The 22456-nt window shown below is 54.2% G+C and carries 15 protein-coding genes; 8 read left to right on the top strand and 7 right to left on the bottom strand.

The window, feature by feature from the left end; translation table 11 throughout:
* Positions 1-11 precede the first annotated feature (11 nt).
* On the bottom strand, positions 12-983 hold the full coding sequence (locus tag VE954_RS15390) for a hypothetical protein (RefSeq protein ID WP_324954266.1): 972 nt from the start codon (positions 981-983) through the stop codon (positions 12-14).
* 531 nt (positions 984-1514) lie between these two features.
* Between VE954_RS15390 and VE954_RS15385 the strand changes: the two genes are divergently transcribed.
* Positions 1515-2993 (top strand): sensor histidine kinase, encoded by a 1479-nt coding sequence (locus tag VE954_RS15385; RefSeq protein ID WP_324954264.1) that lies wholly within the window; start codon positions 1515-1517, stop codon positions 2991-2993.
* Positions 2994-3088: 95 nt separating this feature from the next.
* Here the strand turns inward: VE954_RS15385 and VE954_RS15380 are convergent, their stop codons facing one another.
* On the bottom strand, positions 3089-3838 hold the full coding sequence (locus tag VE954_RS15380) for an enoyl-CoA hydratase-related protein (RefSeq protein WP_324954263.1): 750 nt from the start codon (positions 3836-3838) through the stop codon (positions 3089-3091).
* 82 nt (positions 3839-3920) lie between these two features.
* Positions 3921-5879, bottom strand: a complete 1959-nt coding sequence (locus tag VE954_RS15375) for a SpoIIE family protein phosphatase (RefSeq protein ID WP_324954303.1) — start codon at positions 5877-5879, stop codon at positions 3921-3923.
* Positions 5880-5998: 119 nt separating this feature from the next.
* Here VE954_RS15375 and VE954_RS15370 point away from each other — a divergent pair, with 119 nt between their 5' ends.
* From VE954_RS15370 to VE954_RS15350, 5 genes are all read left to right on the top strand, one after another.
* Entirely contained in the window at positions 5999-7474 is a 1476-nt protein-coding gene (locus VE954_RS15370) for a flippase (protein WP_324954261.1), read from the top strand.
* Positions 7475-7562: 88 nt separating this feature from the next.
* Positions 7563-8747: an ABC transporter substrate-binding protein gene (locus VE954_RS15365; protein WP_324954259.1), complete on the top strand. Its 1185-nt coding sequence runs from the start codon at positions 7563-7565 to the stop codon at positions 8745-8747.
* Positions 8748-8762: 15 nt separating this feature from the next.
* Positions 8763-9683 carry a branched-chain amino acid ABC transporter permease gene (locus VE954_RS15360; protein WP_324954257.1) on the top strand — a complete coding sequence of 307 codons (921 nt, stop codon included), beginning with the start codon at positions 8763-8765 and terminating at the stop codon, positions 9681-9683.
* A 7-nt stretch (positions 9684-9690) separates the two neighbouring features.
* Positions 9691-11349: a branched-chain amino acid ABC transporter ATP-binding protein/permease gene (locus tag VE954_RS15355; RefSeq protein ID WP_324954255.1), complete on the top strand. Its 1659-nt coding sequence runs from the start codon at positions 9691-9693 to the stop codon at positions 11347-11349.
* Positions 11342-12064 carry an ABC transporter ATP-binding protein gene (locus VE954_RS15350; RefSeq protein WP_324954253.1) on the top strand — a complete coding sequence of 241 codons (723 nt, stop codon included), beginning with the start codon at positions 11342-11344 and terminating at the stop codon, positions 12062-12064. The genes VE954_RS15355 and VE954_RS15350 overlap by 8 nt, the downstream gene beginning before the upstream one ends.
* 58 nt (positions 12065-12122) lie before the next feature.
* On the opposite strand, the gene VE954_RS15345 is transcribed toward VE954_RS15350, so the two are convergent.
* Entirely contained in the window at positions 12123-12380 is a 258-nt protein-coding gene (locus VE954_RS15345) for a DUF493 family protein (RefSeq protein ID WP_324954251.1), read from the bottom strand.
* Positions 12381-12483: 103 nt separating this feature from the next.
* Positions 12484-15708 carry a bifunctional cytochrome P450/NADPH--P450 reductase gene (locus VE954_RS15340; RefSeq protein ID WP_324954249.1) on the bottom strand — a complete coding sequence of 1075 codons (3225 nt, stop codon included), beginning with the start codon at positions 15706-15708 and terminating at the stop codon, positions 12484-12486.
* A gap of 137 nt (positions 15709-15845) precedes the next feature.
* Between VE954_RS15340 and VE954_RS15335 the strand changes: the two genes are divergently transcribed.
* A complete protein-coding gene (locus VE954_RS15335; RefSeq protein ID WP_324954247.1) occupies positions 15846-17735 on the top strand; it encodes a glycoside hydrolase family 36 protein in 1890 nt (629 codons plus the stop codon).
* A 104-nt stretch (positions 17736-17839) separates the two neighbouring features.
* Here the strand turns inward: VE954_RS15335 and VE954_RS15330 are convergent, their stop codons facing one another.
* Together VE954_RS15330 and VE954_RS15325 are read right to left on the bottom strand one after the other, a co-directional pair.
* Positions 17840-19006: a tetratricopeptide repeat protein gene (locus VE954_RS15330; protein ID WP_324954245.1), complete on the bottom strand. Its 1167-nt coding sequence runs from the start codon at positions 19004-19006 to the stop codon at positions 17840-17842.
* Positions 19007-19139: 133 nt separating this feature from the next.
* Positions 19140-22043: a DEAD/DEAH box helicase gene (locus VE954_RS15325; protein WP_324954243.1), complete on the bottom strand. Its 2904-nt coding sequence runs from the start codon at positions 22041-22043 to the stop codon at positions 19140-19142.
* Positions 22044-22107: 64 nt separating this feature from the next.
* On the opposite strand from VE954_RS15325, the gene VE954_RS15320 reads away from it, so the two are divergent.
* Positions 22108-22455 (top strand): hypothetical protein, encoded by a 348-nt coding sequence (locus VE954_RS15320; protein ID WP_324954241.1) that lies wholly within the window; start codon positions 22108-22110, stop codon positions 22453-22455.
* The last annotated feature ends 1 nt before the right edge of the window (position 22456 follow it).

Here is a 22456-nt window from a genome sequence, read left to right as displayed (position 1 = left end):
TTTCGTCTCCGTTATTGGCAGAAGGCGGGGTCTTTGGCCACAGTCGACAGTGCCGACTGGATCATGCCCGATGTTTTTATGGATTCCACGCAGCGATCAAAAACGGCTGCTTCACATGCATTTTCTTCACGGCCATAGAGATATTTGAATGCTGTGCGACAGGCATTGAACGCAAACTGTTCGGAGTCGACCATGGCGTTGACCAGTTCCTTGTCGTCTTTCAGCATCAGGCCGCCCAGAACTTCCTTCGGGGTGCCGTCGACCGGCGTAAAGGTCACGTTGTTGCCCTGACGTTGCACCTTGGTTAAAACCTGAGCGGTTTTATCCAGGGCATACCAGCCATCATAGTGACAAGCTTTACAGGCCGGAGCCGCACGACCCGTGGCCGAAACATCCGCACCAGGAGCGTTGGTCGTCGCGGTCAGGTGAAGCCCGACGACGTTATTCAACAGGCGATAGGCCGAGTTCAGTTTCACACCTGTCAACTCGTTGCCGGCATAACGGAGAAGCCAGGCCTGGCTGCGGAAATAGCCCAGACCGTTAACATCAGGTTGGACGCTGACGACGCGGTTGGCAGCGGCGCCCGTGGCCACGATATTATAAGGACCGTTGAACAGTTCCTTCCAAGGCTTGGCATTCTGCAGAATATACTTGCTCAGATGGTAGGCGCCGTCCTCCTCGGACGTGGCACCAGGAGAATCATTCATCAGGCTATTGGTAAAGCGCGCGAAACGTTCCTGAAAAAGAGGATCACTGATCAAAGCATCCACCTGCGATTGCGGATCGGTGCTTTGCAAAAGTGCAGGAGACGGTGCGGTGCCTAGAAATGCGACCGAAAGTCGCGTGGCACAACGCAGGGCTTTACCGGGATCGGCATCATTCTGGGCCTGGGCCTTGCTGCCGATCTGCAAACTGGTGAGCACGCCGGCCGTCAAGGCGAGCACCGCTCCCAATCCCAGGATCGTTTTTTTTCTGTTCGACATTCCAATTCTCCTGATGCTCATGAAAAATGTTGTGAACTTCCGCTGTGCATTGCATGTGCCAGGATTTGACAGTTGAAGATGTTGAGTCAAAGTATGGATTTGGAATAAAAGTTAACCTTTGGGAACGGACAAGAGGTCGGTCAATCGAATTGGACATTCCCGAATGAGGCTTTTATTTCAAATGGTTACACGTTTGACTCTGCATTTTATGATTTGGTTACGACAATTTGCCTTTTGCAGGGGTGTCTAACACCATGAAATTATGCTGATTTATCAATTCTTACCCGGCGTCAGCATGTTTCGGCTCAGGACTCTGACGGGACGGCAGAAATTAGCGTTGCGGACCTCGATTGACCAAGGGATTGACAGGCCAAAGTCTGAAACTGAATCGGGATCTTATAAGTTTTTTCCAACCGACCCAAACCGACCGCCGATACGTCCTCAAGTTTTACCAAAGCTTTTCTTTATCGTTCGATGAATTTTAGGAGGCTTCATGCCCCCTTTATCGTTCGATGAATTGTGGGAGGTTTTATGCCTCTGTTTACGATTCTTATGGGTTTGCTCCTGCTTCAGGTGCTGCTCACGGCCAGCCTTTTCTGGGACCATAGAGGGGGCCGGATGCTGCTGCTGCACCTGGGTGCGCAGACGCTCTGCTGGTCCCTCTTAAGACATTTAGAGGATCCTTCCCAACTCTTTGCCTTGGGGATGGAGCAGACCATTTTTTGGGCTAACATCCTGCTCGGCCTCGTCTGGGTCGATTGGTCCCGACCTTCACGCGGTATGAAAATCTTTTTTGCGCTCATGATTCTGCTGGGCGCTTCATCTGCATTGCTCGAACTCATCAACATCGAAGCTCGACTCCTGGTCGCGGCCACGCAGATCAGCTGTCAGGTCCTGATCGCATGGCTGCTGGCTCAAACCATCAAACATCAGCAGGATGCTTCTCTGTCGGCATTCCTGGGCGGCTGGCTCGGGCTGATGGCGATTCATGCCTGGAGCCTTGTGATGGTTCTGGGATTCGGCGAAGACCCGGATACGTCCTCGCAGTTTATCGGTGCATTTATTGCGGGGGCTGCTGCTTGTTTCCGTTTATGCTGGCTGCTGCTCGTGGAACGCAATGCGGAACTGGAAAAACTGCGTGAAGACCTTCAGGAACGCGAGGAAAGGCTGGCGCAAAAGGATCACGAATTCGTCGCCATCTCGGATCAGCTCGTCAGTCTGGACAAGGAATTTAAAAGAATCGAAAAGGATCTGCAGCGCAGTCAGTCGGAACTCTATCAGCAGGCCAAGACCACAAGTCTCGGTCAGTCTTCGGTGCAGATCAGCCATCAGCTGCAGGGCATTCTGGTCGGCAGCATGAATCGTATACGCCGCATCATGCAGGGACTGGAGGATAACGGGCACCGGGATTCTGCTGTCTGTCAGCAGCTCGCGGTCGTAATGAAAAGTATGGACCAGGCCACGGTGCTGACGAGCTCGCTGCAAAAATACGGCGGCGGACGCAAGGAAGCGGGGGACACGCTGTTGAATGTCCAAACCTGGCTGGAGGAAGTCATCAGCCTTTGCGATCAGAAGATGAAGAAAAGTGAGATTCATCTGGAAGTGAAGCATGACGCCAACGACCTTTGGGTCAAAGGTCGCGTCGCGGATCTTATGCATGGGCTCATGATTCTGTTGAATAATGCCTGTGAAGCATTGGAATACAGTGAAATCAAGCGCATTACCATTGAAGTAAAACGGGTGGCTCATGATGATCAGGAATGGCTGAAATTTATCATCAGTGACAGCGGTCAGGGCGTGCCAACCGGCATTCGTGGTCGCATATTTCAGCCGTTTTTTTCGACTAAAAATCAAGGGCAGGGGAGTGGTCTCGGTTTGACGATCGCATCCCGCATCTTCGCCGATCATGGCGGCGGCATTCAACTGGACGCGGAGGCCCTGGCCACCACCTTCATCGTGGAACTGCCGCTGCAGAGCTCAATGCCGGTGGTGCAGGAACACGTGCCTTGACACCACCTTCAGCAGAGCTCGATGCCAACGCGTGCCTTGACAGACACCACCTTCAGCGGAGCTCGATACCGGTGCAGGAACGCGTGCGTTGCCGCTTATTTACGAGCAAAAAATCCCTGGATGGCCGCGGTGGTTTCGGGTGATCGCAGGCGTTTGATAAAGGCTTCACCTTCGACGCGCATGTGATTCAAGAGTTCGGGCTCGCTACTTTTCTTCAGCAAAGCCTTGGCTTCAAGCACAGCGGCGCGTGGTTTGGTAGCCAGGAGCTGGGCTCGCTGCCGCGCAAATTCCAAAAGTTTGGACTGTTCCACAATCTGATTAATCAACCCATACTGCAGGGCCGCGTGGGCATCGAAGGGTTCCCCAAACAGCAGCATTTCATGAGCCGCTTTGGATCCCGCCAGCCGCGGCAGAAGCAGGCTGGAGCCGCCTTCCGGCACCAGACCCAAATTGATAAAAGGCAGCTGAAAACGCGCCGTATCTGCGGCATAGGCGATATCCGCAGGCAGCAGCATCGTGGTTCCAATTCCGACTGCAAAACCCTCCACGGCGCACACTATAGGCTTGGGAAATGTGGCAATGGCGGTGAGAAAGTGGAAGACTGGAGCATCGGTACCGGAAGGCGGAGTTTCCAGAAAATCCTTGAGATCGTTCCCCGATGAGAAGTTGCCCCCTTCCCCATGAATCAGGACCGTGGCGATTTCCTTGCGCTGGGCAGCTTGATTCAACTCCTCGGTCAGCTTTGAATACATGGCGCTCGTAAAAGCGTTTTTGCGTTCCGGGCGGTCGAGGACCAGCTCCAAAACAGAACCTACGACAACACTGCGGATACCAATTGTGCTCATGAGGGCTCCCTTGTCATGCGATCAGGACCCCATCATCAACAATTTATATGGACTTGCAAGCCTTCTCTTCAAAGGCATGGTCTCAGGCGGCCCGGAGGCGACACAGAAGGTAGGAGGAATCATCTTCGAGGGTTAAATGATGCCGATGAATCAGCTCTTCGATATGCTGATGGATCTGGTGAATATCGAGATCGGCCCGAATCTCATGGGCTACGTTTTTCAAATGATTGCGTTGTCCGGAATCAGCCTGATCCAGAAGGCCATCGGTAAACAGAAAAATCACGTCATCGGCCTGGGCTTGCCAGGAATCATGGCCAAAGTTGGGTTCCTCGCTGATACCCAGCGGCGAACCACCTTTCAACATGAAATGCTGACCGCTACGACCGCTAATCAGAATCGGGGTATGACCTGCGTTACGATATTCAACGCGAAAGGTGTCGAGGTTGATGCAGACAAGAGCCATCGTTGCCATCAAGCCCGTATTCTGCGCCGTGGTGCGAACCACATGATCCAGTCGATCCATGAGCACATGCAAAAGCTCCGCGTCGGAAAGCGACTGAATGGGTTCAGCAGCGGCCAAACCATAAAAGGCCCCATGCAAAGCTCCGGTGAGCAATGCGGACGGCAAGCCGTGGCCGGTGACATCGGAGATGGCGAGAAGCAGGCGCTTGCGCGGGGCATCGTAGGAATATCCGAGCCAATCGCCACCGATCTTGGCGCTCATTTGATGGGAACTGCGAATTTCGTAGCGCGGTGTGATGCTGTCGGTGCGAATAAAAGCATCCTGCACCGTATGAGCATCGTCGAGACTTTGCTCCAGCTTTTCACGAGCCAGATGTTCTTCCCGCTGCTCTTTCTGCGTGCGGTGGAACTGATCTCCCACAGCCACACCCAAAAGGATGGCCTGCATTGCGGCCCCGATAATAGGAAATTCAAAGCGAATGGTCTGTTGCCACTCGGGGCTGGAAGCCACCCAAACATTCAAATCCTGGATGAACACCAAAGCATTGCCGATCAGAACCGGCAGCCAGGCTATCGAAAAATAGCGCGCTGGTCCATAGCCACGGGCCCAGATCTGCAGTCCCAGGCCGTAGTAAAAGAAGATGTAAAGCATCGACGCGATGGTGGAGTACTTCATGGCTTCTGGTGACATGTCGACGATGGCCCAGCCTATAAAGAACGTACTGCGCAGAGGCACGAGTCGAATGATCATATCGAGTCGGGGGCTGAAACGCTGAGTCTGTAAGGTGTCGCGCACAAAGATGGCGCCGAAGAGGTGGGTGATCTCGCCGATCAGGAGCGATGAGCGATTGGACCACCATGAGGTATCCGGCCAGAGATAAAGCGAAGCCATTTGATTATAAGAAAACTGATAGAGCAGATGAAAACTCAGAAGCAGGCAACTGTAGTACAAAAAATTGCGATGCCGTGTGCGGACAAAGATATAGAGAGTCAGGACATACGTAAAGATCATGACGCCCGCATAAGCGCCTAGGAAAAACGATTCCCGTTTCGCTTTTGCAGCCAGGCTATGTTGCGTATGAAGCCGCGGATTTAAATTGAGCGCATGATCGGACTGCATCTGAAAATACCAGATCCCCGGCGCGTTCGAGGCGAGGCCCACTTTATACACGGGGGAACGATGCTGATCCTGATGGGATCGCGGCTGGCTCATGCCGGCTTCATAGACCGGCTCCGTCTGTCCTGGGCGATAGACCCGCCAGGTGCTCAGGAGGGCGGAGTCGAACTCCAGCCAGTGCTGGGGCTCATCAGTTCGATGGGCAGGCAATTGAAGCCGAAGCCAGACCGTGGCGCGCGTAAAACCGAAGCTGATCGAATTTTTGGGAATGCTCTGAAAAACCTGATTTTGGGCTGTGATGAAATCGCTTTGCCCGGTGGCATCGACCCAATACTGCAGGTGTTCGCCGCTACGCTCGTATTCCTTCTCGTCGTGCGCCAGGCCATCGCTGACCAGCAATAGCGCGGCAAGCGTGCTGATAAGCAGCGCAATCCACGAACTCTTGTGAAGGCACCAGGTCACCAAAAAACACCTCCGCGACTCTTTAAGTATCGGGTGTTTTTGTGATTTCTAAAGAGCGGCGGGGTGCTACACTGGGTAGAAAAGCAAAATGCCGAACGTGAAAAAAGGACCCGCGATCCATGGATGATTCTCAACATAGCACGCATCGCAAGATTGCGCGAAACGTCTCCCTGCTGAGCCTGTCCGTGGGCATGACCATGGTGATCGGTTTGGCCCTGAAGATGCTGCTGCCACGGATCATGGGTCCGGAAAAAATGGGCATTTTTTATTTTGCGGATTCCTTTACTAACGCTTTTTTCGCCTTTCTTCCCCTTGGCTTCACCACCTATATCAATCGCACCATACCAAGCGATCACAATCACGTCCGGGATATCTTTGGGACCATTGTTCTGGTTGAACTTTTTATGGCGGCTTTGATCGGCGTGATCATGTTTGTCAGTCTGATCCTGTTTAAGAGGACAGCAGGTTGGGAAACGTGGGGCACGGTGATGATCATGGGAATTTATGCCGCCACTTTTCATTTTCAGCGCAACATTTTGCATAAAATTTTTATGTCCGTCGATAAAGTGCGACTTGTTTCCGTGATCAATGTGGTCGTGAAGATCGTTCTGGTGGGTGGTTGCCTTGTGGCTTTCAAGTTTCATCCTACCATCCTGATGGTCGCCGTGATGCATGCCATCTCTGAAATTTTCGGACTCGCTTACATGATGTATCAGTCGCGTCGGCATCAGTTCTTCGGCGCCGGACCCAGCATGGACCGTTTGAAAGTCCTGCTCAAGGTGAGTCTGCCTTTCTATATGGCGGGTGTGCTGACGACATTTTTTACGGAAACCGACACCAATATGCTAAGCTTCATGAGTTCCGATATCGAAGTCGGGTACTTTGGTTCGGCCAATAAACTCATCGGTGTATTTCTGCTGCTGATTCCGATTCTGCAAAGTTCCTTCACGCCCGCTTTATCCCAGGCCCTGCATGAAGGGCAGGGGAACTTTGAAAAGCTGTACAAGCAGCTCATGAACGTCCTGCTGGTTTGTTCCTTGCCTTTAAGTGTGGTGCTGGTTCTGTTCGGCGATTACATCGCCCGTATTCTTTACGGCGACGGGTTTCAATCCAGTTATAAAATTCTCTGCTTTTTAACGCCCGTCCTCACCATGATGTATATCAATACCTTTACGGGAGCCTGCCTCTATCTGTCGAGTCCCGGTGGCCAAATCTCACGCATTTTTATCATCGGGCTGGCGATCAATGTCGCCCTTGATTATGTGGCCATTCCCTTTGGGCTGAAATTCGGCCCCGGCGGCGCGGGTCTGGCTGTGAGTTTCTGTACCTTCATCTGCGAAGTTTATACTTTTCTGGCCATGGTGCGCATCTTTCCCAATCGCGTGCTGGACCTGAAGCTCTTGAAAAACATACTGGTCATCCTCGCTCCGTGTTGGCTGGGCATGCTTTTCTATGATCCCATGGTCGCTTTGAATCTATGGCAACGGCTGGCCATCGCCGCGCTGGCTCCATTTTATGCGCTGCTGACTCGGCTCGTGACTATAGCTGAAATTCGCGCCTTTGTCCGGTTCTTAAGGTCTACCCTCACTTCGTGACATACCTATCATTCCGTGACGTTTGACAATTCGCTGGCTTTTGGGCAGTTTTATCTGCCAGTCCACCCTCTTTGCGTTGGAGAAAGCCATGCTTGCGAATCGAAACGTTCGACAGATAGCCCTTGGTGGCGCCCTCGTCCTCCTGACCTTTGGATCCCATCTTGGGGCCGCGATGACAGAACCTTTGCCGATCGGTGCGGCTCTGTCGCAGACTTCCAATGTGGCTCTTCTGGGGCAGGAGCAGATTATCGGCGTGCGCCTCGCCGAAGAGTATTTCAATAGCAAAGGTGGCGTCGGCGGTACTAAAATCCAGGTGATCCTGGAAGATTCAGCCGGCGACGAAGCTTCGGCCATCAACGCCTTTAACGCTCTGATTCGAAAAAATGTTGTGGCCATCGTCGGACCGACTCTGTCGCAGCAGGCTTTCGCCGCCGATCCCCTGGCTGATAAAGCCAAAGTACCTGTCCTGGGTCCCTCCAATACAGCCAAAGGCATTCCGCAGATAGGCCCCTTTGTCACCCGCGTGTCGGCTCCCGTCGCCATCGTAGCGCCGCATGCGCTTGAGGCTGCCCTGAAGCGGAATCCGCAGCTTAAGAATGTCGCCGTTCTCTATGCGCAAAATGATGCCTTCAATACCTCCGAATCGATGACGTTTCAGGAAGCGGTCAAGGCAGATAAGCGTCTGACGTTGGGTACGATTCAAAAATTTCAAACGACGGATACGGATTTCACGACCCAGGCCAGTGAGGTCATGAAGGTCAAGCCGGACCTGGTGATTATTTCCGGTCTTGCCGCGGATGGCGGAAACCTCGTTAAACAGTTACGACAGCTTGGATACAAGGGTTTGATCGTCGGCGGCAACGGGCTGAATACCCCCAATGTGTTTCCCGTCTGTCAGAAATATTGCGATGGTATTCTGATTGCGCAGGCTTACTCGCCTGAAGCCGGTGATGCCATGAATAAGGCGCTGGTTGAACTTTATCAAAAGAAACACAAGAAAATGCCAGGACAATTCACCGCCCAGGCCTTCACCGCAGTTCAGGTCATCGTGGAAGCTTTGAGTGCGATCGATCAGAAAAAGAAAGTGACCACTTACGACGTGAAGGAATTGCGTCAAGAGCTGAACAAGCAGATTCTCGGCCAGAGTTTTCAAACCGCGCTGGGCCCCATCAGCTTTGATAAGGACGGCGAGATTGTGCAGAAGTCATTTTATGTCGCGGAAATTAAAATGGACGCGGATAACAAGAACGGCAAATTCTCGTTCCTCAAATAATCAAGGTGGAACTTCATGCTGCAGATCCTGCTGAATGGGCTTTCCATCGGATCCGTTTATGCGCTCTTTGCGCTCGGCTATGCCCTGGTTTTTTCTTTGTTGGGGGTGATCAACTTCGCCCAGGGCGCGGTCTTTGCCGTCGGCGCCTACCTTACATGGAGTTTGACCACAGGCAGCTGGGGCGGGGGTCAGGTGCCCCTTTGGGAAACGGAAATGCGATTGCCCTTTCTGGCTGCCGCCGCGGTTTCCCTGGTCGTCTGCGCAGCATTGAGTGCCCTGATAGAAAGGTTTGCCTTTGAGCCGCTGCGGCGTCGCAAGGCCGAGCCTTTGCTTTATCTCGTATCAAGTTTGGGTGTCGCCATCGTACTGGTGAACGCGCTCCTGCTTATGTACGGCGCTGAAACCCGCAACTTCGATCTGGACACGCTCAGCTTTATTCCTGTTCTGGTGGAATGGGGTGATCTTCGGGTGCGTGGCATCCAGTTGGTTATCCTCGTCGTTTCCCTGCTGGTCCTGGCCGCCTTGCTCCTGCTGTTTCGCTTCTCCATGGTGGGTAAAGCTCTGCGTGCTGTGGCGGAGAATCAAACCACAGCGAGTCTGCTTGGTATTCCCGTGCATCGTACCATCGTCTTGACCTTTGCTTTGTCAGGAGCTCTCGCGAGTCTGGCTGGTACATTGGTCGCCACAGGTTTCAGCATTCCTGGTCCACATTTTGGTCTGCTGTTTGGTCTGAAAGGTTTGGCGGTGATCGTGCTGGGCGGCATGGGCGAAATATCAGGAGCTGTGTTAGGTGGTCTCTTGCTCGGCCTGATTGAAGCCGCTGTGCCCGCCGAATATTCAGGCTATAAGGAAGCTGTCGCATTTGCTTTGCTGTTTTTGGTATTGATGGTTCGTCCGCAGGGACTTTTGGGTCGGCGGCCTTTGGAAAAACTTTGAGATCTCTATGGATTTGGACGCCTTTATTATCATTGTGATGCTGCAGCAGGCCTTGCTCGGCATTAGCCTTTATGTGCCGCTGATGAGCGGCCAGCTTTCGTTAGCCTCACCGGCGTTTTATGCGATCGGAGGTTACCTCGCAGCCCTGGTATCAACGAAATTATGGACCTCACCGGATGCCAGCCTCTATCCCTGGACATGGGTGCTCGGCGAAATGCTGCTCGCAGGCCTGCTCTGCTTCATCCTGGCCCAGGGCATTGGCCGTATGGTTTTACGGCTACGCGGCATCTATCTGGCACTCGCCACGCTGGCTCTGGTTGAAGTGGTGCGGGTGCTGTGTTTGAACCTGGAGTGGACCGGGGGTGCTATCGGTATCTTTTCCATTCCTCAGGTTTTTGAGGAGCAACAGGGCTATTTGTGGCTGTTTTTGCCGCTTTTTGTTGGGGTCGCCCTTCTGGTCCGTAAACTCGAAAGCAGTCGTATCGGCGAAGCCTTTCGGGCTTTGCGTGAAGATGAGTTTGCAGCCGCGGCCATGGGTATTGACCCGGCGCGTTACAAAACGCTGGCCTTTGCATGGGGCGCTGCGATCGCGGGTGTGACGGGTGCGGCCAGCGCGCATCTGATGAATACCTGGAACGCGCGGCAGGGAACTTTCGATGCCAGCATCAATATCCTGGCTTATGTTGTGATCGGTGGCCCCTGGTCGGTTTGGGGCGCGGCCTTGGGCGGGGCCATCCTTTCAGCGCTGCCGGAAATTTTAAGGCCGCTGCAGGACTATCGCCTGGTTGTGAACGGTATTCTTATTGTGCTCGCCAGTCTGTATTTGCCTCGAGGTCTGGTTCCCGATCGCCGTCGCAAACGCCCCAGGCCCTCGAGCTGGCCTGCTCTCCGTGAAGCCCGGGCGGACGGATCCGCGGAAATTTTACAGATGGATGCACTGTCGGTGCACTTTGGTGGTCTCAAGGCGGTTCATGCTGTCAGCCTTGGAATTAAACGAGGCGAAATTTTCGGTTTGATCGGACCCAATGGAGCCGGCAAGACCACGGTGTTTAATGTGCTGACGGGATTCGTCCCCGCCACGGCAGGGACCGTACGTTTTCTTGATCACGATATCACGCACGCTTCGGTTCACCATCGGGCCCGTTGGGGTTTGATGCGAACGTTTCAAAATCTTCGTCTGTTGAAGCAACAGACGGTTTTGGAAAATATTCTGTCGGCCACGCATCGCTTCAATGCCGAGCAAAGGCGAACGTTATTCCCGGCCGGTGCAGAAGCAGAAGCCTGGGCCTGGATGGAATTCACCGGACTTCTCGACAAAGCCGATCGTCATGCTGGTGATCTCAATTACGGGGATCAACGGCGACTGGAAATGGCCCGGGCGTTGATGGCGAGGCCGGATATTTTGCTGATGGACGAACCCGTGGCAGGCATGAATCCGAACGAAAAAGCGGGAATGCAGGCCTTGATCCGGCAGATTCGTGATCGCTTCGGTATCACGGTGATTCTGATCGAACATCATGTGCCGTTGGTCCTGGGTATCTGTGATCGCATTGCTGTTTTAAATTTCGGTGAGCTCATTGCTCTTGGCAAGCCGTCTGAGATTCAAAACAACCCTGCGGTTCGCCAGGCGTATTTGGGGTCATCTGAGGATGTGCAGCATGGGTGAGACGCCGCTTCTCCAATTGAATCATCTGTCGGTGCAGTATGGCGGAATTCAGGCGCTGCATGATGTGAGCCTGCATGTGGCAAGCGGTGAAATTGTCACGCTGATTGGAGCCAATGGAGCCGGTAAAACCAGCTGTCTTCGTGCCATATCCGGCCTGATCGCGCCCGCCCAGGGTTCAATGCAATGGATGGGTCAGGATCTCAGGAACCGGGATGCCGCCCAGCGCGTGCGTCTGGGACTGGCGCATTCTCCTGAAGGTCGTATGGTCCTGGCTCAGCAAAGTGTGGAAGACAATTTAAAGCTGGGATCCTTTGTTCATCGCGCTGATAAGGTCGGCTGCCAGCAATCTCTGGACGAGGTCTTTCAACTCTTTCCTCGCCTGCGGGAACGCCGGGCCCAATCTGCGGGAACCTTATCCGGTGGCGAGCAGCAGATGCTGGCCATGGGTCGAGCGCTTATGGCTAGACCGAAGCTCCTGCTCCTGGATGAACCCAGCCTGGGCCTTGCGCCCCTTGTAGTGGCTGAAATTTTTGATCGGATGCGGGGCATGAATGCACAGGGGATGGCTTTGCTTCTGGTGGAACAGAATGCTCAACTGGCTTTGCGTCTGGCGCAGCGCGCCTATGTTTTGGAGAGTGGACGGATTGTTTTAGAAGGCAAGGCCCAGGAGCTTTTACATGATTCTCGCGTAAAAGCTGCTTACCTGGGCGCCTGAAGTATTTATAGTGAGACTACGCGTGTCATGGTCGCGGCCCCAACCGGGCGCCTGAAGTTTATAGAGAGACAATGCCTTCGATGGCCGCGGCCCTTTGATACACAGCGATAATATCATCCGAAGCCTCGACCCGAGTCTTAAGACTGATCGAGATATACTTTCCAGTCCGCGAAAGTTTTTCCTCGATCAATCCTGTCGGCAACACGTCGAGCAATTCGCTCTTTTTCTGCATGGGCACAATAAACTTAAAAAGATAGTTTGAAGGCCAGGTGTGGACCGTGTCCAATCTGCTTTTAAGTTGTTCAAAGAAAGCCATGGGGTCACCTTTCTGCCTGTAAAAGACACAGGGCACCCCATCTTATGAAAATAGGTCGGTAAAAGCAAGGACTGCGCCTCCTTGCAGCGTGGCGCACCATCCCTCAGGTCTTTTTCTGTCCAAACACATCCACCAGATATCGTTGACTATTTTCCAGATCCCGCAACCAGGTTTCGCAGCCGTTGGCATCGGTCTTGGTTTTTTCTGCGTAAATCCGGGCAAAGGTCGCCCGCACATCCGGCGCCATGTGCAGCCCATCACCGCAGACGTAAATCAGAGCATTTTTCTGCAGGAGTTCCCAAATGGAATCCCGCTGTTCCCAGATCCGGTCCTGGACATAACGGAAGCTCCCATTTTCAGCATGCGAGAACGCCAGGTGCAGTTGGACGACAGTGTTTTGATGAAAATCTTCCATTTCGGTACGGTAAATAAAATCCTGTTCGGGTTTGCGACAGCCGAAAAAGAGCAGGGCGGTGCCCAGAGCCTGGCCCTGCTTTTTCAGAGCCAAACGCTCCTGAAGAAAGCCACGGAAAGGTGCAAATCCAGTCCCCGGTCCCACCATGATGATGGGTTTTAAAGGATCCTGCGGCAACTTAAAGGGCAGGGTGGGCGCTTTGACAAAGGCATAGAGCGCATCACCGACCTCACGACTCTGCAGGTAGGACGAACATACCCCTTTGAAGGTTCCGTTTTGAGCCAGCGAGGGTCCCGAGACAACACCAACTGTGAGCGACACCGTCTTCGGGTGCACCAACGGGGATGAGGAGATGGAATAATAACGAGGCCGAATCGGAGCCGCCATATCCAAAAACGCATCCAACGGCAGATGGCACGAAGGGAAGGCACAAAGGATATCGTAGACCGAGCGTCTTTTGCTGAGGATCTCTTTTTGATAGAGCTCATTGCCGGTCGCTGTGTCCTGCGCCCACGCTCTCAACGTCAGCTGGTCGTCCTGCACCAGACAGAAGCTGGCCAGCGTTTCAAGGTGGCGGCGGGAGACGACTTCCTGCAGCTCAATGTATTCGCGCAGCAGCTTGCCCAGAGCCACTGGACGACCCGTGGGAAGGAACCCGCCTTCTTTCACCTGCTGTTGCAAAGTCACCAGCGTATCGGTGGCAAATCCAAGTCGCGCCGCGACAGCGTCCACGACATGGTCGCGGTTATGAGCGAAGACACCTAAATGATCGCCAGCGCCATAGCTCATGCCATCGGGCAACTGCAGTTCGATATGCCGGGTGGAACGTTCCGCGCCCCCTTCATCCACAACTTTTTGCAGTTCCCGATTGTCGGTGATGCGGAAGGATTTGGCTTGAAAGGCCGCATGCAAAGGCCGCAGCGGGGAATGCTGCACAACCTGCACCTGGTAACGCCGCTGGCCTGGTTTATTGAGCGCCTGCGTGGAAACTTCCATTTCGAGTTCTTCGAATGTTTCTTTCCAAAAGCTGCGGGTGAACTGCTCGCAGTCGTTTTCAAAATCGGCATTGGCATCCGCGGCACCAGGTGTGAGAAGTCGAATCCCGCCCTTATCGGCCAGGACGCTATCCACTTCCTTGGCAAACATCTGAAACGATTTCCATTGCGTATTGCCACAGCCCAGGACCGCAAAACGCAGTCCATCGGCGCGAAAACGATCGGAGCGGATCCACTGCGCAAAGCGCTGCGCATTATCGGGCGGCATACCGTTGTAAGTGGCCGTCACGATCAGAACAATACCGGAATTAGGGAGAGCGTCCACCGCTTCATCCAGGGCCGCGACGCGCGCTACGAAACCAAGGCGCCTTCCCTGCTGAGCCAGACGTTGGGCTATTTCTTCACTCGTGCCCATATTGGAGCCATAATAAATAGCCAGCGCGGTCCCATGCTGCGGCAGGGTTTGCTCAGGCTCGACTGTTTGGGCAGCAGGCGCGCGGTGATCCGGTTTGATGGCGACGGGAGCGCGATGGAGCGGCAGACGCAGATGGGCCTTGATTCGGAAATCTGCAGGCTTCAGCGTCAGGGTTTCCTTCACGCGCAGCTGGTAGTCGGCTTCACCTTTAAGGTCAAAGTGCTTTAAAATAAGGGCCAAAGCTGTCGTGGCTTCCACCATGGCAAAGTGCTGACCGATGCAGGAGCGTGATCCCGTTCCAAAAGGCCGCCAGGCATGTTCAGGAATCTTATCCTCGGCTCCTGGAGCAAATCGTTCGGGATCGAAGGCTTCGGGATTCTTCCAGACAGCAGGATCACGATGCAAAGCCGGCAGCAGGACCAGGACTTCCTCGCCCTTCTTGATAGCATAACGGCCACCGATGATCGTGTCTTCATAGGGCGTCCGGGCGAAGGCGGGGGCTGTGGGCCACAGACGCAAGGCTTCGCGGAGCACGCGGTTCAAATATTTCAGATCACCGATATCTTTGAAGCTGGGCTGGTAATCCGGATCGTTGCCGAGCACGCGATCGACTTCCTCGACAGCCTTTTGCATGACTTCCGGATGGGTGACCAGAAAGTAAGTGGCAAAGGAGAGAAGGCCGCTGGTGGTTTCATGGCCGGCAATCAGGAAGGTGATGAGCTGGTAGCGAATATTTTCAAAATCGAGTTTTTCGCCGCTTTTCTTGTCAATGCCGTTGAGCATGAGCGACATGAAATCGACCTTGTCCTTGAACTTGTCCAGGTTCCGATTGCGTTCCGCCAGCAGTTCGTCGACCACTCGGAACATCAAATCACGGCCGGCGTTGAACTGCCGTTCAGATTTTTTATCCAGAGCGATTTGCAGTTTGGTTTTCTTGATCCGCGCCGCGGAATTCTGCAGGCCAAGAACCATAGCGTCCAGAAATGGATGCAACTGTTCCGAGGCGAACGAGCGAAAACGATAATCAAAACCGCAGAGGGCAATGGTGTCCAGGGTCAGTCGGGTGAAATCACCGGACACATCAATGCCCTGCTCACCGACCACCTGCCATTTTTGAAGAAGCTGATGGGCCACTTCCACCATTTTCGGCAGATATTCTTTCATCTGCTTCAAACCGAAACCAGGCAGAAGAATATTATGCGCCTTGTTCCAGTTTTGTTCCCCTGGCATAGCCGTAAACAGGCCGTCGCCAGCGAAACGGCGAATTTCGACCAGCACACCATGCACCGCTTTGTGAAAGCGCTTTTCGTCGCACAGCTCCGCCACCAGCTCGTGGCTGCTGACCACATAGAAACGCGTCCCTGGAATCACGAGCTCATAGATCGGATTGTATTGCTTCGCCAGCGCGACCAGCTCCTGAACGATCGTGTCGCCGAAGACCTGGGGCAAGTTACCAATAATCGGGAGTCGCGGAGGGTGCGGAATTGGATGCACAGCCGTCATTTGCCTGTCCTTCCCATCATGTTTTGAAGTGTCCATTCTAACATAATCAGAAATTCTTTGCTCGATCTGCGGAGGATATGGCAGCGGCAGGAGGCAGAGTCTATAACGGGATGCATTCCATCAATGAGGAGACCTTCATGTTCAAGGCTTTTTGGTCACTCGCCTTTGCTCATACCGTGGCAGCTGGATCCAGTCCGGTAGCCGCCTCCAGTCCACTCGTTTTTGAGGAACGATCCGTTCTTATGTATAATGCTGCTCATAATACCCAGCTTCAGCTGATTCCCTCGGTGCGCACGCAGGAGGGTGGGTGGATGGAGCCCGCCGCCACCGCCTGCGAGGTCCAGGACAATGGACTGCGCTGCCTCTTTCCAGGCCTGGGCCAGACCCTCGTGCAACGAGATGGGACCCGCGTTCGCCTTTCATTCCAGGCCGATTCTACTTTGATATTTCAGGGAGTTGGCCTGCGTGGGACTCTGAAAATACCCAGTGTACGCGGGTGGCTTTCGCATGGCCTTCAGTCCTGGTCGCAAACCGGTGTGATTCAGGTGCAGCCGGAAATTTCCCCTGACAAATTCGATGCCGCTTTGCAAAAGACCGGCGAGGATGAAGTCTATCGCCGGGGTCAGGAATTCTCCTGGTGGTACAGCTACCTCGGCAGCGACAGCATCAGTTTTCTTGCCGGCGTAACCACAGCGGATACCCTGCGGTCCTATGTCCAGTTTTCCAAACAAGGGGTTGACCAGTACGGAGTGAAACTGATCAGTGGCGCGGGCGAACGCCTGGCCATGAAAGCGGGCGATAGCGTGGGGGAAACCTGGAACCTGAGTCTCGGGCCTGACTTGCAGGAGCATTTGAATCGTTATGCCGAAGCTTTGCCCACTCGCCACAAGACGCAGCCGCAAGCCAGCCTGGTCGGTTGGAACTCCTGGTATGATCTTTGGGACGATGTCAAAGAAAGCGATTTTATCGACAATATCAAGCCGCTTCAGGAATTTTGGCAAAACCGTCGGCCCCTGTCGGCCTCGCCTGTGACCATGACATTGGATGATGGCTGGCAGAAAAATTGGGGCGATTGGTACCCGAACAGCAAATTTCCCTCGGGTATCGATGGACTTGCGCAGATGGTAAACGCCCAATCCATGCAGTTTGGATTGTGGATCGCCCCTTTGCTGGTCCATCCACAAAGTGATGTGGCGCGTCTGCATCCGGACTGGCTCGTGCAAGGCGCCGTCTATCGAAATCCAAAAGGCACCGCATTTCGTGTGCTGGATGTGAGTCAACCCGTGGTGGCTCAGCATCTGCAGGATACGATTCGGCGTCTTGTGGGGTGGGGCGTTCAGGCTTTGAAAATTGATTTTCTATTCGCCGGCGCGCTCGAAGGGGGACGTTCACGACCTTGGACCGGAATGCAGGCTTATCACGAGGCCATGCGTTTGATGCGCGAAGCGGCAGGTGACCGGACGATGCTGGTGGCTGTCGGGGCACCGCCGTTGGCCACGCTGCAGTATGCCGACGCCTGGCGGGTAGGAGGAGACATTGCATTTAAACCAGCCGTCTTTGGTTTACCGCGCCCGGCTCCCAGTTTTATTGCCAATCAAGCGCGATCGGTGGCGGGTCGGCAACCTTACTGCCAGGTGACTCTTTGTGATGCCGACCCAGCTCTTCTCAGGGCGCTTTCGCAGGATGAAGTGAACGCCGGGGTATGGGTGGCTGCCGCGACAGGAGGTGCGATGGTGCTCTCCGATCATCTCCCTCGCTTGGATCAGCAACGCTGGAGTTGGGGCTATGACGCAAGGCAAATGGACAATGGCCTGTCCGGTCAGCCCGCGCGTTTGCAGAGTTATTTTCCCGCCGACATCCCTGCCGATCTCAACAGTATGAAGGATCGACTTTTTACCGCGGAACAGAAGGTTCCCGAACTCTGGATTATGCCCGATGGTACGCGCGTGCTGCTCAATTTCAGTAATGGCAAGAAAACGGTTGAAGGCATCAATGTGCCCAAAAATGGGGCGCGCATTCTGCCTTAAGCGTGCCGATCGATGCCGGGAATGCTTAAAATAAAGCGCGTCCCGGCTTTTCCTTGGAATGCCGCAGCGACTGCATGGACTCGGTGAGATGGAGACGAACTCGCTCAGGCCGCTGAATTCCTTTTGCGAAGCTCATTCAGTTTTTCCCGGGCCCTGGGAAAGGACGGCGCATACTGCAAACAGGCTTCCAGATAGCGCACCGCAGCATCGTTACGTTTCATTTGAATCGAACACATCGCAAGGTTGAAATAAACGCGCGCATCGGTGGGCTTCAGGCGCAGGGCCTGCTCATAGCAATCAATCGCCCGATTGTGATCACCCATTTTTTTGAAGCACACGCCGCGGAGATTATACATCTCAGAGGTCATGTCAAAGGCACTTTCATGCTGCTGCGTGAATTCCAGCGCGCCTTCCACATCACCTTCATTGTAGCGATCCTTTCCCAGGCACAGAAGAAATTCAGGGCGCTCGAAGCCGGCTCGCATTGCGGCGTGGCACAGAGGAGCAGCCAGACGAAACTGTTGAAAGTCCATGAGCAGCTGGATAGCCTTGGTGTAGTAAAAGCCGTTGGGAATTTGAGCCAGTATCTTTTTCAAAAGATCGATCGCCGGATCCGACTGGTTTTTCTGCAGCAGTATCCTGGCCTGGAGCAGGGTTCGTGATGGCGAGGATTCATCACTGCGTGCGAGCTCTTCGAAGACCTTATCCGCTTGCGCCACCTGCTGGGCCTGCAGAAAGGCCTGGGCCAATCCCATGGAACTTCGCGGGCTGTTTTTCGTCAGACCTCGCAGTTCTGAATAGAGTTCAATGGCTTCCTTGGATTTATTCTTCAACAAGGAATCCTTGGCTTTGGTGTACTTGTTTTCCACGGTGCCCGAGGTGGTAAAGAGCGACAGCGTCGAATGAATGGCGACATCCAAATCCGAAGGCTGCACGGGAAACTGCAGATATTGAACGAGGCCATAGCGCTTCAGAACGTCATCGCTTTCCGGCTGCTCGTCCTTGCCAAACAGGATAACAGGAATGTTTGGAATGCGATCCGAGGTTTTGATTTCCTTGATCAGGAGCCAGCCGGAAATAAACTGAATGTTTTGATCGAAGATCAAAAATCCAAAGCTTTGCTCGGTCATCAACTGCAGGGCGTCGATGCCATTATCCATCAGCTGAATCTTGTTAAGTTCCAGTTTCTTGAGTGCCTTGACGATGGTTTCCCCGTGCTCTTTTTGCGCCGACAGAACCAAAACGCTCAGATCTTTATCGTAGTTTCCCAAGATGAAACCGCTCCTCTCGCATGGACTTCAAAAAGTCATTTCATGTTTGATATCGGCTGATTGCGGTCTTTTACTGATGGGTTTGCGGTGGACAAAGCCTGGTTTTTCCATAAAACCAGGCTCTTTGTCCTGTTTAAGCCAAGAGATGCAGAAGGTCGTCCCGCGTCAGGGATGGAATGACTGCGCCTTCGCCCACAGCGGCTGCTGCCAGGGCCCGCTTGACCGCTTGCAGCTCCAGAATCTTTTCCTCGACACTGTCGAGCGCAACAATCGGATGAATCATCACGGTGCGATCCTGACCAATGCGGTGGGCACGGTCAGCAGCCTGATCCTGGGCGGCCGGGTTCCACCAGGGGTCCAGGATAAATACGTGATCGGCCTGGGTCAGATTCAGTCCGACCCCGCCTGCTTTCAACGACATGATTAGGATAGGCGGCCCGTCGACGCTTTGGAAGGCATCCACTACGGCCTGACGGTCGTTTGTGCTGCCGTCCAAGCGTAGATAACGCATCCCCGCTGTTTGCAGTATCGGTTCCAAAAGATCAAGCAGGCTGGTCCACTGGGAAAAGACCAGAGCCTTGTGGCCTTCACTTAAAGCTGTCTCCAGATTATCGATCAACACCGTAAGCTTGGACGAATGCGCGGCTTCCTGATGGGGCAGGAGGCTAGGGTGACAGCACGCCTGCCTCATGCGCAGAAGCGCCTCCAAAGCTTCGATGACGGAACCGCCGGCTTGCAGTTTTTCCACGACATCCTTCCGCGTGGCCGTTTGAATTGCGGTATAAAGCTGTCTTTCCTCGGGCCAGAGTTCAGCATACAGAACTTTTTCAATGCGGGGTGGCAGTTCGGGGGCGACGTCACGCTTCAAACGCCTTAAAATAAAGGGTCGAATGATATGCCGAAGACGCTCCGCGACCACCTCCTGGCCATCCTCGATCGGGCGGCTGAAGCGTTCCCGGAAATCCTTGCGTCCTCCCAGGAGTCCAGGATTCACGAACGCGAATAGACTCCACAGATCATCCAATCGGTTTTCGACCGGTGTTCCCGAAAGCGCCAAACGGAATTTACCTTTTAATTTTTGAACAGCCTGCGCAATCCGGCTCTCTGGATTTTTAATGGTCTGCGCTTCATCGAGGACCAGAGTATTCCAGAGCGGCGTTGCAAAACGCTCCTCTTCCGTGCGAACCAATCCATAACTCGTCAGCACCACGTCTGCCTTGGGATCCCACTGCCTTTGCGGTCCGTGGTAAAGTGCCACGCGAAGATTGGGCCGGAACCTTTGCAGTTCCCGCTTCCAGTTGGGCAGCACACTAGTCGGGGCGATGATGAGGTTGCCGGACGACGCGAGCGTGGCGATAGCCTGCACGGTTTTGCCAAGACCCATATCATCGGCGAGCAGGGCGCCCAATTCCAAATTCTGCAGATGCTGCAGCCAGGCTACGCCCTGTTTTTGATAAGCCCGCAGGTCCGCTTGAAAATTCGTTGGCAGTCGCACATCAGCATTATGAAAATCAAAATGCCTGAGACGACGGAAGGCCTGAAGGTCGGGAGGACTCGCCTTGTTTTGCTCATCGAAGAGTTGAATGACTTGCGGCAGGGCGGCTTTGGGCAGCTGATTTTTTTCCTCCTGGGCCAGCAGCAGATCCAGGACCTGTTTACCAAAGCGGGCGAACCAGTCACGCGGCAGTTCAGCAAAACCACCGTCGAGCAAGGGCACCAGGCTATCACCGCGTTCCCAGGCTTTCAAAGCCATGGTTCCATCGATTGGCGAGGTTCCCGGTTGTCCTTCCAGTTCCATATCCAGATGCAAACGTCCGTCTTTCCAGGCGACATCGGCTTTCAGGCGGCCCACCTTACGGAATTGCCGCAAGCCATCCCCGCTTATGGATCCATCCCATTTTTTGAAATGTTCCACCATGCGAATCGCTTCTGGCGCTGCATACAGGCGGCCGTGATAAAGTTCCATGCCCCACTGTCGCCACAGGTCATCTTTCAGTTTACGCTCGCTATCGGGATCGCGAATCGGCACTTCAGAGCCCGTCGGTCGGAAGACTCCATCCCTGATAACGGCGATGGGGGGATCCCCATAGACAATGCCGGGCTGAAGCCAAAGTTCCGAGCCACGCGTTTCCAGATAAAGATCCAGGCGTGCCTCGGCATGGACGAACTTCGGCATATTGCGGGCGGTGTTCTCGACTTTGAATCGTCGTTCCCATTTAGGTAACGTTTCGCTGGAAAATTTTTCAAGATCGCGCAGCGGCACCACAAAACCTTGCGCCAGCATCTGCCGTTCCTCGGGATCCAGCTGCAATTCGCCCTGAGGATGCAATCCATCTTCGGCGAGGACGGCACCGTTACTGAACGTTTCTTTGATGCGCGCATCTTTTTTCCCCTGAACGTGGATGCCAATGCCTTCATCACGCACGACAATGACAAGGCCCAGGGGCTCGCGGATCACAGCGCATGGTTGGCTGTCGAGGGTGACCTCAGCCTCGACCAGCAGGGGAAGAATGCGCGCCAGCGTCCCAGCCTGCAAGCGACCGCGACGATCGCCCTGCAAGGCGGACTCGACCGCCAGATCCACTTTGGTCGGGGTCACTGGAAGATTGGTGACGCGCCCTGTGGAAATACTGGTCAGGGGAACCGTGAGGAGCTGCAGCTGACCATCCAGACTGATCACGCGTTCGAAGTGCAGGCCTCCCTGATCACGCGTGAAGGCGTGCACAATGGTGCCGGCTGCCGCCTTGGATTTGGGAAGTTCCTGGCCCTGCTCCTGGGCCCTTTTCAATGCTATAACCGCAGCCGTCACATGCGGACAAGGATCCACCTTGCAACCACAATCGCGATTCCAATCCAGATCGATCGGCAGAAGCGTCACGACTGCGCTGACACCGGTCTTTCGATCCAGCACGCGCAAGACAATTTCTTCGTCGCTGCTACGGTCACCAGTCACGGCATCCTGTCGCGCAAGTTCCACACCGCGTGACCAGGCATCCTTACTGGCGTTTTCGCGTATCGCTTCAAACAGATCTTCCATAGCTTCCTGCGACCTCAGTGTGTTAATATGGCTTTTAAAATCAGCCCATCCTGGAGGAGTAAAGATGCCTAACCGCGGAGTGTCTCGCAAGCCCTCGACGTTGACTGTTCAGCTTGATGGCACACTCCTGGCGCAGCTTGAACGTCAGGCTGCCCAGTCGCTGATCACTGTGGATGAGCTGGTCCGTCGGGCTATTCAACAAAGCCTGGCTGCCGAAAGTCCGAAGGCTTCCAAAAAAACGCGGCCGAGTGCCACCCAGCACGACGAGGCGCCTTTGGATGCCTTTCTGCCCGAGGGTGTGAATCCCTTTGCGCCGGCTGATGTGGTGACCGGTCTGGCCTGTAATTTTGAAGAGATCCAGGCCCGCATGCGCTTTGCAGGTACGCCAGCGTTGCTAAGAGACCTGGGATAAA

It is taken from the genome of Oligoflexus sp., from assembly GCF_035638955.1.
Lineage (GTDB): Bacteria > Bdellovibrionota_B > Oligoflexia > Oligoflexales > Oligoflexaceae > Oligoflexus.
The sequence above is the reverse complement of the archived record's forward strand: the minus strand, read 5'-3'. Positions and strand labels throughout refer to the sequence as shown.